The organism is Bacillus sp. EB106-07-01-XG149 (genome assembly GCF_058791555.1).
Map to the genome: position 1 here is coordinate 300,296 of NZ_JBYTDP010000001.1, position 14,395 is coordinate 314,690.

At 32.1% G+C, this 14,395-nt stretch carries 15 protein-coding genes; 1 reads left to right on the plus strand and 14 read right to left on the minus strand.

The annotated features are described in order from the left end of the window. Position 1 precedes the first annotated feature (1 nt). From AC3WTA_RS01580 to AC3WTA_RS01645, 14 genes are all read right to left on the minus strand, one after another. Complete coding sequence (locus tag AC3WTA_RS01580) at positions 2-943, minus strand: hypothetical protein (RefSeq protein ID WP_001242976.1); 942 nt, start codon at positions 941-943, stop codon at positions 2-4. An 88-nt stretch (positions 944-1,031) separates the two neighbouring features. Next, complete coding sequence (locus AC3WTA_RS01585) at positions 1,032-1,538, minus strand: NUDIX hydrolase (RefSeq protein ID WP_070168868.1); 507 nt, start codon at positions 1,536-1,538, stop codon at positions 1,032-1,034. A gap of 22 nt (positions 1,539-1,560) precedes the next feature. Further along, positions 1,561-2,691 carry a DNA polymerase III subunit beta gene (gene dnaN, locus AC3WTA_RS01590; RefSeq protein ID WP_000394447.1) on the minus strand — a complete coding sequence of 377 codons (1,131 nt, stop codon included), beginning with the start codon at positions 2,689-2,691 and terminating at the stop codon, positions 1,561-1,563. Between the two features lie 30 nt (positions 2,692-2,721). Continuing rightward, positions 2,722-3,165: an NUDIX hydrolase gene (locus AC3WTA_RS01595; protein ID WP_000757647.1), complete on the minus strand. Its 444-nt coding sequence runs from the start codon at positions 3,163-3,165 to the stop codon at positions 2,722-2,724. A 224-nt stretch (positions 3,166-3,389) separates the two neighbouring features. Further along, positions 3,390-3,806, minus strand: coding sequence for a GNAT family N-acetyltransferase (locus AC3WTA_RS01600; RefSeq protein WP_492332789.1), 417 nt, complete (start codon positions 3,804-3,806; stop codon positions 3,390-3,392). A gap of 240 nt (positions 3,807-4,046) precedes the next feature. Continuing rightward, positions 4,047-4,673 carry a cadmium resistance transporter gene (locus tag AC3WTA_RS01605; protein ID WP_327965607.1) on the minus strand — a complete coding sequence of 209 codons (627 nt, stop codon included), beginning with the start codon at positions 4,671-4,673 and terminating at the stop codon, positions 4,047-4,049. A gap of 289 nt (positions 4,674-4,962) precedes the next feature. Next, complete coding sequence (locus AC3WTA_RS01610) at positions 4,963-6,171, minus strand: L-lactate MFS transporter (RefSeq protein ID WP_000815162.1); 1,209 nt, start codon at positions 6,169-6,171, stop codon at positions 4,963-4,965. 492 nt (positions 6,172-6,663) lie between these two features. After that, the gene (locus AC3WTA_RS01615; RefSeq protein WP_000288899.1) at positions 6,664-7,680 is read right to left on the minus strand and encodes a serine hydrolase domain-containing protein; all 1,017 of its coding nucleotides are present in this window, start codon (positions 7,678-7,680) and stop codon (positions 6,664-6,666) included. A 102-nt stretch (positions 7,681-7,782) separates the two neighbouring features. Further along, complete coding sequence (locus AC3WTA_RS01620) at positions 7,783-8,055, minus strand: heterocycloanthracin/sonorensin family bacteriocin (protein WP_001013079.1); 273 nt, start codon at positions 8,053-8,055, stop codon at positions 7,783-7,785. Positions 8,056-8,254: 199 nt separating this feature from the next. Beyond that, positions 8,255-8,701: an NUDIX domain-containing protein gene (locus tag AC3WTA_RS01625; protein ID WP_000790755.1), complete on the minus strand. Its 447-nt coding sequence runs from the start codon at positions 8,699-8,701 to the stop codon at positions 8,255-8,257. A 60-nt stretch (positions 8,702-8,761) separates the two neighbouring features. Then, a complete protein-coding gene (locus AC3WTA_RS01630) occupies positions 8,762-9,220 on the minus strand; it encodes a GNAT family N-acetyltransferase (protein ID WP_492332790.1) in 459 nt (152 codons plus the stop codon). A gap of 76 nt (positions 9,221-9,296) precedes the next feature. Then, on the minus strand, positions 9,297-10,220 hold the full coding sequence (locus AC3WTA_RS01635) for a nucleoside hydrolase (RefSeq protein ID WP_000416762.1): 924 nt from the start codon (positions 10,218-10,220) through the stop codon (positions 9,297-9,299). A gap of 161 nt (positions 10,221-10,381) precedes the next feature. Continuing rightward, positions 10,382-11,743: a family 8 glycosyl hydrolase gene (locus tag AC3WTA_RS01640; RefSeq protein ID WP_001013582.1), complete on the minus strand. Its 1,362-nt coding sequence runs from the start codon at positions 11,741-11,743 to the stop codon at positions 10,382-10,384. A 138-nt stretch (positions 11,744-11,881) separates the two neighbouring features. Then, positions 11,882-12,796, minus strand: a complete 915-nt coding sequence (locus AC3WTA_RS01645; protein WP_001106994.1) for a DMT family transporter — start codon at positions 12,794-12,796, stop codon at positions 11,882-11,884. Positions 12,797-12,941: 145 nt separating this feature from the next. Between AC3WTA_RS01645 and norG the strand changes: the two genes are divergently transcribed. Further along, positions 12,942-14,375, plus strand: a complete 1,434-nt coding sequence (gene norG, locus AC3WTA_RS01650; protein ID WP_000210492.1) for an efflux pump transcription regulator NorG — start codon at positions 12,942-12,944, stop codon at positions 14,373-14,375. Positions 14,376-14,395: the final 20 nt, after the last annotated feature.

Here is a 14,395-nt window from a genome sequence, read left to right on the forward strand (position 1 = left end):
CTTACTTCACTATATTTGCTTTACCGCTATCTAAAACTCTATTTGTTTGTACAGAGGTAATATTAATAACCGTATTCATACTTTTATCAGTTAGTTCAATGAGTTCGTTTTCGTGATTGATTTTCTGTAAATCCCACACCATTCCATTGAACTCGTTATGCTGTCCACTTACTCTTACTATATTTTTCGTTTTACTTGATGGTTGTATTTGTAGATTTGTAAATTGGTTCCCACTAATTTCATTTGGTGTAGTTACATTACTATCCATATAAATCATATTTACACAATCTTCAAGTGAGAAGTTCATAAAACGGTTGGCATTTATCCAAGCATAACCAGATTGCGGTTTCTTTGCTACTAATTTCAGCCCAGTTTCCATTCCTACAACTTTTATATTTTCAAAGTTAATAAATGAAATTTCATTTTCTTTCCCACCAGAATACAAAGAAATTCCAGTACCTTTATTTGTTTCTGTCCAATTAATAATATTTATATCTTTTATTTGTGTTTTGTGCCAAGTGTTATAATACTTATTTTTGCCGTCTAAATATATAACTTCAGAATTAAATTTAGGATCGTCTATAGCTATATAAGCTCCTTCGATAGAAGCATTTCTTTCTAATTCTAGAACTCTAAAATTACCTTCAACAACAAACTGTGTTCCATAACCGAATAATAATTTTACACCTTTTTTCACTACGATTGGTGACGTAATTTTATACTTCTTATCCTCAAGCAATACTGTTTTAATTGTACTAGCCTCTGCTTTATTAATAGCAGATTGTATTTTGTTTGAATCATTTTTACCTTTAAAGTATTCTACATACAACTTATCATTTTTTACTACACTATCTTTTTTGTTGTATTGATAAAAAGCAAAAGTAATTAGAACTACAGCTATGAGTAAAATAATTATTTTCTTCTTCATCACACTCATCCTCATATTAATTTTCTCCTTAGCTACTCTTCGAATCATTTAAGTTTTAATTATTTTGCTGTGTATTATAGATTACAATTCCTGCTTTTTATAATTAAACTATATTATCTATAGAGCTATCCTGCTTAGCCAATTCTTCATTCCTATAATCTATTAATTTATGATTAGATAAAACAAAATTGTGCTCTAATATTAATTCATTGTGGAGTAAATCAGGTAAAAATTTAGGTATCATCTCTCCTACGCCGTAATTATAGTCACTTAGAATCCAAGAAATCTCTTTCCAATCTAAAATTCCTTCTGATACTTTTTTTGGAGTGTGATATGTAAATTCATTATGTAGCTCTATTAAATAAGCATACATACCGCCAGAATATGAAGAGTCCTCCCATTTAATAATACCTTTAAATTGAATTTGTTCATGTTTAACTTCTATATTAGTCTCTTCTTTAATTTCACGAATCGCATTCTCTAAAGGTGTTTCTCCCTTTTCTATCTTTCCCCCTACCCCATTCCACAATCCTTTTACAGGGTCATATTCTCTATTTAACATAAGTATCTCTTCATTTTTCTTTATAAAACATAAAGTGTGCTTGTACATAATGTGATTCCTTTCTTTGCTATTAATAGGCTCTTACTGGAGATATAAGATGTACTGCTGCAGATAGTTTCCCTGCTTCAATTAATATCGGTCTCATAGAACCGCTGAAACTTAAAGTAACCGTTTCTTCTTTTATTGCCTTTAAAGCATCTATCATAAATCGTCCATCAAAAGATATGTTTAATTGTTTTTCACCTTGAATCGTATCTATCTGTTGAGTCTCGGATATTTTTCCAATCTGAGAAGCATTAGAAGAAATTTTAATTGTGGATTCGTCTATGATTTCTAAGTTAACATTGTTATTTGCCCATTCACTTGCTAATAAGCTGGATCGATCTACACCTTGTAAAATCCTTTTTCTATCTACGTTAATGACTGTTTGAAATTCATTTGGAATTAAACTAGATATATTAGGATATTTTCCTTCAATTAATCTTGAATATAATGTAGTTGTACCGAATGTAAAAATAATGTGACTTTCTGAAAGATAGATGTATACGAATTCTGAATTACTATTCATTAATTTTAGCAGTTCACTAATAGTTGCACTTGGTACGATACAACTTGCTTTCACATCTGTAGATATTTTCGTTTCGCGTATAGCAAGTCTATGTGAATCAGTTGCTACGCAAATTAACTTAGTATAATCTAACTCTAAATGAACACCAGTAAGAACAGGTCTAGATTCATTTTTAGCTACTGCAAAGGCTGTTTGTTTAAACACTTCAATCAATTGTTCCGTTTCTACTTGTACTTTTGCATGATCGTCTATAAGTGGTACATTCGGAAACTCATATGTTGGAAGTCCATTTAAGTTTAATGTAATTTCTTCTGACTGTATCGCAATGATTTGCTCATCCTTACTTTTTATTGTTACATTGCTTGGCATTTTCTTTATAATTTCAATGAAATATTTTGCAGGTACTACAATAGACCCTACTTTTAATATAGTTGTAATTTGGTCGTCTTCGTTAGAACTAGGGATGAATTTTTCGATGAAAATATTTGAATTACTTGCGATTAAAGTAATTCCAGATTGATCTGCAATTATTTTTATACCGGATAGTATAGGGATTATAGCTTTGGTAGATATAGCTTTACTTACTTCTGAAAGTGCTTGAGTGAAATGTTTATGATTAACGATAAACTCCATTTTTTCCCCGCCTTACATGAAATGATAATTTTATGAAGATTGATGAATGATTGTTCCGTTAAAGAAGTAAGGTACTGTTTCTTTCCTTTGTAATGTATTTAATAAGTGTTCTGGTATACGTAAATGCGGTGCTGCTCTATGTAATTCCATCCAAGTAATCTCTTCAATTTCTTTTGGCCTTGATATATATGTCTCTCCGCCAATTATTTCGCCTAAAAAATTAAAGAAAATTGCATGGTGACCTCTCTCTTCGAAAAAAGCTTCGCTGATAGAACAAATACCGTTTACAGTTATATGTAACCCTGTTTCTTCTTTCACTTCCCGAGTTACTGCCTCTTCTAACGTTTCTCCCAATTTAACTGCGCCACCTGGTAGCGTGTAATAAGAACCGTTCTTTCCTTTGTTTTTTACCATTAAGATCTTTTCGTTTGTATTATCGTATAAAAGTGCATATGTAACATTTACTTTTTTCATCTAAGTCCACCTTTAATAACGAGAATTTTCTGCCTTTGTTACATTCTACCATTTAATCGTTTTAAAATATAAAAAAGTTAATAGAGTAGTTCATTTATCTGCTCTTAGTAAAAGTAATAATCGATAAACCTTCATTACTAAATAAAAAAGAACGTATTTTGAAAGTAAATATTCAACGTACGCTCTTTATGCTTTGATTGATTCAGTTTGGGATTCTATCTACTTTATAACCTTTTTTCTAAATAGTATCGATTGTGCCCTTTAGGGTGTTCTTCACTTACTCCAATCACTTTATATCCATGCTTTTTATAAAAATCAGGAGCTTGAAAGCTAAAAGTATCTAAATTGATTAGCCTACACTCATTTTCAATTGCAAATTCTTCAATAAGTTTTAATAACTTGCTTCCGTAGCCTTCGTGTCTATACTCATCAGAAACCCAAAGGAAATCGACATGTACGTGGTGCCAAAATGTAATTGCAGTTATTCCACCTACAATTTCTTCCTTTTCATTTCTCACGATAAAACTAATTTTTTCTGAAGGCTTTTTCTCTTCTTCCGAAATATGTTTTTGGTTATATTCAATTACTTTTTCTCTTATGTAATCACTATCTTCTTGGACCCATTGTTTTACTATTTTCATTTTAATTATCGCGCTCCTTTTAAAGTATCTATTCAATTTAATAATCGTAATATCCTGTCTAACTTAATAGTCGTAGGGCACTGTTTCATTTCACTAAAATAAAGAAAAGCCCTACTACATTTTATCTGTAATAAGACTTTTATGCATTGTATAGAATCGAATTAATCTAAAGGAATGTAATTATCGAAAATATTTACGTCGTTCGATTCTTATTAATTAAAACTTCCGTAAGTTCACACCTTAGTAGAATAATTGAATTGTATCACTGCGGAAAAGAATGAATACTCCAAAACCAATTAGAACTATTGGAACGATAATATGACAATTTCTCTCAAGTACTTTAGCTAAAATAGGAGCTCTTAACAATGTGTAGCTAATAAAACACCATATTGCTATCATGGTAAAAAATATAACTAATGTAACAATATTTGTTTTAAGATTTTGACTAGCGAACATTGGTATATAAATCGAAATATTGTCAGCCCCATTAGCTAACGTTATCAAAGCTACTTTAAATATTGAACCAGAAACGTTATCAATGACTTCATTCCTTTTATAAGAACGAAGTGACAATATTCCTTTCACTCCCATATAAATTGGTACGAATCCTAATAATCCGATCCACGAAACTGGAATGAAAAAAGAGCTTAAAGAACCAATGATACTTAGAAAAGTAATCACACTAAATCCTAAATATTGTCCAATAACAATATAAAGTTCTTTCATCTTAGTTTTTTCTCGGACAGTCCTACCTTCTTTCTTAATTACTCCTGTCTTTACTTGTGAAAATAAAACAAGGAGTATGAAAATGTCATCAATATTTGTTGCAGTGAATGCCATAAAAGAAGAAATTATGGTTGTAATCAATATAAGCCAACTACCTTTATAATAAAATAATGGTATACAAATGAATTGCATATCTAATAACAAAGGTGGTTAATGTAGTTTTATAACATGATTTCAGTACCTTTATAAAACAATATGAATATTTTACTAATCTGCTACTTAGTTCGTTGAGAAATAAATCACTTTATTACTTTTCAAATCATTTCATTTTGAATTAAGTAACTCTTTTCTTCCTACACATTTATTAAAAAGGGGAAATCAAATATTTTGTAATATAAAAAGAGCCCTTTATTAGGACTCTTTTCCAGAATTAAGCTATTTTCCGATATAAATGTTTTGTTTCTTTTTTCTTTTCTGCTTTTGGTGGACGAATTAATATTGAAATAACGAAAGAGATAACAGATAGCACACCAATTATAATAAAGGTTGGTTGAAACCCACCAAGTAGTGCTCCGATGAATGCTCCTGCAAGCGCACCAAATCCGAAACCTTGGTAAACAATTCCGTAATTTGTACTATGATTTTTTAAGCCGAAGAAATCTCCGACAATGGCCGGGAATATTGTAATGTTACCACCAAAGCAGAAGGCAACACTTGCTACGCAAGCGAAATAAATGCCGTAATTTAGAGGAATGAAACTTAAAGTAAAGACTGACAATCCAATTATTATAAACGTTGCAGAAACAATTTTCATTCGGCCAATTTTATCTGATAACGTTCCAAGAACTATTCTACCTACCGTATTAAAAATTGCAATCATTGCAACGGCGTTAGCAGCAGTAGCTGCACTAAGTCCAACGAGCTGTACTCCGATATCTTTTACCATACCGATTAAATATAGTCCACCCATACACGATGTAAATAACATGAAAAACAAGAGATATACTTGTTTCGTTCGCATCATTTCACGAGGAGTATAGTCATTGTGTAATGTCTCAGTTACAGTATTACTTACAATTGCTTCACGTAAGAAGAACGATCCGGTTAATACTAAAAGTAGGACGATAATCCCCCAATATAAAAATGCTTGTGATACACCAAGACTATCGATAAGACTTCCGTTTATATATCTGAAAATTAAGCTGCCCATTCCATATGCCGAAACAGATATGCCAGAAATAAGTCCTTTTCGATTTGGAAACCATTTAATTAAATTAGATAGTGATGTAATATAAGCAGTTCCATCTGCATAACCAACAACAACACCAGCTAATAAATATAGTAATGGTAAGGAAGAAACTTGTGAACTAAGTATTAAACCGAGTCCCAGAACAATCCCTGCAGTAGCGATGAGTTTACGAAGTCCTAACTTTTGCTGCAACTTTCCTGCAAATAAGGTTGAGAATGATAATGAAAAACTTGTTATGGAGAAAGTTATCGCTACGGAATTGAGGTTCCATCCAAACTTACTAACAAGGGGTTGATTAAATAAACTCCATGTATAAATTGTTCCAAGGCCAATTTGAACAATGATTGTACCTAGAACAATTAGTAACGGATTTATAGAAGTTTGTTTCATACTAACTGTCCCCTTCTTTTATCTTGACATGAATTTTCACAGTTAGTATAACCATCATAAATTACAAAATACTGTACGGAAAATGGTAATTCAGTTCATGTACACAAAAAGACACTCCATAATGAAGTGTCTTTTTGTAGGTTATATTAGATTTACTTAAAGAAAGCTTTGTTAAGATAAGACATTTTCAAATGCTTATGTATATATGATATCAAAAGACTTCTGTCATGTGATGGGACTTAAGATGTATTTTTCATTCATCATATAGTCGGATGGATAAAAATTAATATTCGATTTCATCAAAATCCTTCGGCTGCGGTACCGTTTGCATATTAGCAGCATCTTTAGGATCGCTATAAATTGCATTTTGTTCTGTATTCACATCTTTAATATTTTGTTTTTTGTTCTGTATTCACATCTTTAATATTTTGTTTTTTGTTTTTATTCATTTTATCTTTCATTTTCTTTCACTCCTTTTCATTATAGGAGTAATTATGCCCTATTACCGTTACGAAATGTATCAGCGACTAAATTGCTAAATTCACGTAAATAATATAAATAATTATCACCACCGTAGTTGCATCTTTTATTGTACATTTTCGCAACAACTACATTATATTCTGGTATTACTAAAAGAGTCGGTCCAGTAATTCCTAATATTTGATACGCTCCTTTTGGAACACGTTCACCAAGCTCACTTAAAAGTGCAGGTTCATTTTGAACGAACCAAAACAATCCGTTTTGTGGTAATTCCTTGTTTATAAATGTGGGACTCTGCAAACTCGTAGCAATTTTTATAACTTCTTTTGGAACAATTTGTTTACCGTTTATCATACCTTGATTTAAATGAAGATTGCCCCAATAAGCAAATTCTCTAGCTGAGACAAACAGATTTTTTTCACTACCATCATCTACCGTACCAATTTCACTAATTGCGTCTTCATTTGGATTATCCACAACTTTAACTAAGTTTTCATGCTCTTGAATTCTCCAACCTGTTTCTTGGAAGTTAACTAGATCGAATACACGCTCCTTTAACAATTCAGGAAAACTTTTGTTATATAGCTGATAAATAAGACGTGTTATCATTCTTACATTAATATCTCTATACGCCCATGATTGTCCAGATTCAAATTCACGAAAAATTGTCCCGTCATTCGTTTCTCCTAAACCGTGCGAATGGGTTACTAAATGTCTTATCGTTGTTTTACCAAGTAATACAGGGTCGAAATCATTAAAGTACTTTATCGCCTCGTCATCAATAGAGTTTATTTTCCCCTCGAAAAGCGCATATGCTACCATTAATCCTAAATAACTTTTTCTCGCAGAAGCAACGTTGAATTGTGAAGATGCTGTTATTTTTTTACTTGTAGATATATTTGAATGATGGCCACTATAATGCTCTAGTACAATTTGATTATCTTTTATAATGCACAGTGCTGTTGCAGAACTATGATTTTCTTCTTTTATATTCTCAACCCAAGAAATCAATTTATCGTATGTATACAAATAAATCCCCCTTAACATGAATAAAAAATTACAACATGAAAGAAAAGTATAAAATAGTATTTACACCTTTCTTTCATATGAAATATTATTGATGTTCTATACTTAAATGATCCACCAGTTCCAGCAATTAAAGCAGCTGAAACATCCAGCGCAACCTACGCATCCGCCGCAACGTCCTGCACAACCTCCGCATCTTCCGCCGCCACATCCACCACAGCGTCCACCACAGCCTCCACATCCGCCACAACGACGTGCATCATCTTGAATGTAATAGTATGGATATTGATTTTGTTGTAGTTGATCCCAATACACAACATTACCAGATTGAAAATCATTAAGGTTTAACGATTGTAGTTCTTGTTGAAATCCATTCATTACGAAACCCTCCATTTATACAAATAAATTCCGTCCAAATGTTACAGTTTATCTATTTTTGCAAACAAAGTAGAAATCAGACTATAGACTAAATGCGTACATCAACAAAATATGAACTTACACTAGGTGATGTACCTTGTTTTTTAGCCTATTTTCTTAATCTCCTTTCGGTGGACGTATTTATTATTAATAGAGATGTTTAAAAATTGCTAATCCAACAGTTTACTAGTTCATCACTTAATTTTCTTTCTAGTAACTCTTTAACTGAAGGCTCTGGCATGATTTTATACGTATGTAAAACTTCTTGATTATAATCTATCCAGTGAAACGCTAAATGAGATTCTTTAGATTTTGGTATGAAATCAATATGTAACTCTTGCGAATCTACTTCAAAAATGTGATTGATTTCATGATGAATAACTTCTCGGTCTTCCCATTGGTTTTCTATGACTCCTAAAAAGTTTTTTATACTACAGTTTACTCCGAGTTCTTCTCGTAGTTCTCTTATTAATGCATTCTCAGCTGATTCGCCAACTTCAACATGACCACCTGGTAAAAAATAATGATGGCCAATATATTCAGCCACTAACAATTTTTTATCCTTTATCATAACAGCTCGTACAATATGGTGAAATTTATTTTTCAATTGCTATTCCTCCCAGTTATTTAATTTCATCCTTCATTTCACATCTTTACTTCGTAATACTTAAACGAACAAACGATATACTTGCTCCCCATCGTATTCATGTCCCAATGGTTGAAAACCGTAACGTTCATATAGTTTCTTTGCAGAGATATTATCTTTATGTACTGTTAACCTTATTTCTTTACACGCCTTAAATGTGTTTTTTATTAAATAGATGCTTCCCTGTAACGCCGCTTTTCCATAACCATTTCCTTGCTGCTTTTGATCGATAATAAATCCATTTATCCAATACATATCAGTTGTCTCTCTTACAACGGCATGCATAATAAATCCAACCATTAGATCACCGTCGTATATCGCAAATGGTATGTACTCTACATTGTCACCATCTGGTTTTATATACACTTTAGCTAGTGAAACTGCTACAGCCGGAACAATTTTTTTTTGCTCTTCTTTAACTTGTAATTTTAATACATCTTCCCAACTCTCTCTCGTGACAACCTTTAACTGGACATTCAATATTGTAAGCTCCTTTATAAAGAGAATGTATTTATATATTCAACGTAGTGAAATATATCCCTTTTTCGACAACAACTTATAACATGATTTTTATAAAATCTTGAATGAATTGTTGTTCATCAATTTCTAACGCTATACGGGAACCTTTAGATATAGAGCTAGGGCGAAAATCAGCGAATGTTTGTCCTTTCGTATCTCCGTATGTATCTACATTCACTGTACGAAGCGCAAATTTAAAAAAACTTGGGTTAACTAATCCACTTATAGCAACCACATCATGTAGCAAAGGCCCTTCGATAGATAGATTAAGTTTTTGGTATGCAGATAAATAGTAATCATACATCGGTTTCATTATCGTATGAAATGGATTTTTTGAATTAGCTTGGATATAGTTAAATACATTTGGAGTTAACACAGCTTTATTTGTTACATTTAAAGGGAATATAAATAAATTCTTTGCTTGCTGAAAAATAATTTTACTTGCTATAGGATCTCCATACACGTTTGCCTCTGCTAATGGCGTAACGTTTCCTACTTCTAAAAAAACACCACCCATGAAATATATTCCTTTTACATTCAGCATTAAATTATTCCATAAATTAAAAGCAATCGCTAACGAGGTAGATCTTCCTACATCGACAATTGTTAAATCTTTCCCGTACTTTACAAGAATCGCAGCAATACTTCCAAAATTGTATATTGGAATAGATAATACGCTTTCTGGAACATGGATGGGCCCTAATCCTTCTGCTCCGTGAATTTCAGGGTAGTACGTAGTAATTTCTTCTGTAAGTGGTTTTGTTGCACCACTAATGACAGGAATGTCTTGTCTATTTGCTAACTGTAAAATATACGCTGCATTATGTGCAGCATGTATATGCTCAACATTTCCGTATCCGGTTACAATACCGACAATTTCAATTTCGGGATGCAGTAAACCAAACATAATGGCAAACGAGTCATCAATACCTGGGTCTCCGAAAAATAATACTTTTTCCAAGAAATACCCTCCCCTCATAAAAAATTGAGTCATTAATAACTATGTATATGAAAAAAGCAAGTATATCTATGCAAATTTTAGAACGGATAATGTTTTACAAAATATTAAAAAGGAACTAGCGTATGCTAATTCCTTTCTTAAGTAACCATTCTCAAATTTAATTAATTATCGTATCCTTCATAAATTGCATCATTTATTTGATTTTGTGTCTTTTTATCTTCAGGTACAGGTTTCCACCAATTTCCTGTAATGAATAACATAGTTAATAAATTATAACTATCACTAAAATAGCTTTCTCTCTTATTCTTCATCCAATCCCAACCGCTATTTACCCACTTTTGATTATTACTATCCGTTATACTTGCAGCAATAAACGGTGAAACAAATACAGCAGTTGGATAACTACCAATATTGGATCCGTTTAATTGATAACCATCCACAATTTTAGAAGGATTTCCATTCGTTTTATTTTGAATCCATGAAGAGACTTTATCAGAAATGACTTTACTTCTTTTCTCGCCGTACATCGCATAGTCCATTACAATTCTCAATGGTACCCGACTAGCATTGTAATAATATGCATTTGTATATTCTGACTCATCTAAGAAGTCTTTAGGTGCGGGTTGTGGTGGGTTTTTTACAACGAAATCTGAAATAAGTCCTGTATTTTGAGAGTACTTATTACTAAATTGCGTATAAACATCGTACAAATTATTAATAACAGTAAGCCAAGTTTTATCACCTGTAAATTCATAAAATGCTCTAAGGTGTGACATCATCCAATCAGATGGTCTCGTATCAAGTGAATTTTTAGAATCCCAATCTCCCAAATTTAGTCGGTTATTATTTGTAACATTACTAGCTTTAATACCTTTTGTAATCATGTCTTGTGCTTCTTTCAAATAATTAACCGTTCCATGTGATCCCCACTGCTTATGAGCAAGAAGAAGAGAATACGCAATATCTAAATCCCCATCAGTAGCAGAATTAAAATGACCTTGTGCTTTTTTACTATCTGCGACAACCCATCCCATTAAATTAGGATTTTGAGAGCTTTTAAAAGTTCTTGCTGTTTTAAATAAACCGTCATAGATTTTTTGAGCATTCGAATCATAACCAGCCATTAATACTGTAATTATCATCCCATACCCTTGACCTTCTGAAGTTCCAAGTGGCTTAAACCCATCAGCATCACCCGTAATCTCTCCTTTTACGTAATAACCACCAGGTAAAGAAGATAAATCATTTTTCAAATATTTCTTTTTCCAATTATCGTAGTAACTTCTTACAGAAGCATTTAAACTTTCCTGTGTAACATGATTTGGTTTTATAACACCTGCATAATTAACTTGCTGGGGAAATGGTTTCATTTCTTTTACAGCAGCTACTTGTTGATTGACTATGGGAATAGAAGTTTGTACTGAATTGTCCATTACATTTGCTGCGAAACTAGAATTAGAAAAACTAGCTAGTCCAATTCCTATAATAGAAATACATGTGAAAATTTTTCTTTTTCCATTCATTATGTTGTCATCTCCTTTTAAAATGCTTACTACATAAAATGTAACATACAATATTTAACTGAAATACAAAATATTATATTTATCAACATAAGAAGGAAATTACATAAAAAAGTATCATAAAATTATTATTGAATTACATTATACGGATTGATTATTTGCTAAATTCCTATGTTTTTCTTTTCTTAATACTGGTATATGAGCAATCACAATTCCAAGTATAGTAATCCCTCCGCCAATTATCGAAACAAAAGTTGGCACTTCTCCTAACCATATCCAAGCAACAAAACATGCAGTTACTGGCGTTAAATATAGAGAACTTGTTGCCTCAGCAGCACCAGAATGAGATATGATATATGCCAATGCGATATATGGGAGTACTGTTGGAAATAAACCTAAAAATATAACACTCATATTCACTTCAAGAGGAGCTGTTAGTATTTCTTGATAAACTCCGGGTAAGAAAATAAGCATACATACAGTACTAGACAAAATTGTATATATGGTAAATGGCAAGAAACCATACTTTTTTAAGTAAGAAGTTTGGAAAACGAAAAATAAGCTTTCTGAAATCGCTGCTAATAATATAAATAATCCTCCACTATTCAATTGAATAGCATCTCCTTGACTAAATGATATGAAAGCAATTCCTATAAAACTAATTACACCACCGATCCAACCATTTATTTTCATTTTTTCATTCAAAAAAACAGATGCAAAAATAGCCGTTACTATAGGTGTGACTGAAACAATTAAACTTGCAGATCCAGCATTTACTGTTTTTTCGCCGTAGTTTAATGCAATGTGATAAAAAGTGAATCCTAAAGCACCGAACATAAAAATTGCTGGGATATCCTTTAAATCCGGTAGCCGTAACTTGTAAATAAAAGAAAACAACAGAAGTATAAATGAAGCGATTAATAAACGTAGTAAAGTAAGATGCTCAGGTGTGTAAGATTCAAGCCCCATACGAATTGCCGGAAAGGCAGTCCCCCATATTAAAATCGTAAAAGCATGAGCACAAATAATCCGAAAATCCCATTTTTTATAATTCATGTTTTTCTCCCCCTTCAAACCAACCACTTTATAATTACCAATTATTTCTTTCATCATATTTAATAGTTGATACAATGTCTTCAACCAGTTACTTATCGTAAAAACCAACCACTTGGCATTTATAAAGTGAACGAGGAGTTTTTTTATGACAACTAATAAAAAACTGCCTAAATATCGGCAGATAGTAGACTATATGAAAGAAAAAATTGAAAACGGTGAATGGCCTATTGGAAGTAAGATTCCTAGTCAACGGCAGTTAGCCAAATTATTTCATGTAAATCGAAGTACTGTAATAACTGCGCTAGATGAACTTATGGCAGATGGATTGATTCAAGGGAAAATTGGAGCAGGAACAATTGTAACAAATAATACATGGTCATTATTAGCGACGAATCCCCCGCCTGATTGGAGTGAATATGTAAAGGCCGGTATTCATAAACCTAGCAAGTTAATAGTACGAGAAATCAATGAAGCAGAAGCAAATAAAAAACTTATCCATCTTAGTAAAGGTGAACTTGCGCCTCAACTTTTCCCGCTAGAAACTATGCAGACGATTATGAAAAGCGTATGTGAGGAATTAGAGTATTTTGGATACGAAGAACAAAAAGGTTTTTTACCGTTACGTGAAGCAATTAGTAAATACGTAAAATCATTCGGAATACATACATCAGCCAGTTCTATATTAATCGTCTCTGGTGCATTACAAGCACTCCAATTAATATCAATTGGTCTTTTGCATAGAGAATCAACCGTTTTACTTGAACAGCCTTCTTACTTATATTCACTTCATGTATTTCAATCAGCAAATATAAATCTATCTGGTATATCTATGGATCATCACGGTATTTTACCTAACGAATTTTTAAAACGAATTAAATATAGTCAAAAGAAAAATATTTTATATTCTATCCCTTGTTTTCAAAATCCAACAGGGATATTAATGTCTCAAGAACGAAGAAAAGAAATATTAAAAATATGTGAAAAAGAACAGTTACCTATTATTGAAGATGATATTTACCGCGAGTTATGGATTGATGAACCACCTCCAGCTCCTTTAATGTCGATAGATAAACATGGACATATATTATATGTTGGTAGTCTCTCTAAAACACTTACTCCTGGACTTAGAATTGGATGGATTATTGGACCAGAACCTGTAATTGATAGATTGTCAGATATAAAAATGCAAACAGACTATGGATCAAGCTCATTATCCCAAAGAGTTGCTGCTGAATGGATAAATAAAGGTTTTTATGAAGAACATGTTGCAAACGTAAGAATTAAACTAAAAGAACGAAGACAAATCATGATACGAGCTTTAAATAAGTACTGGGCAGATATTGCATCGTGGGATATTCCTAGTGGCGGATTATTTATATGGCTAAAGATTGTACCTAGCATTCCGATGAAGAAATTATTTTCAGAGGCGCTATCAAAAGGAATTCTTTTAAACCCAGGACGTATATATGAAGAAGAATCAGATCGGTACATTCGTTTATCATATGGATATGCTTCTTCGGAGCAAATGACTAACGGGATTAAATTACTGAGTGAATTAATTCGTAAGCTAATGCCATAACAAAAACTCCTCTTTTATTT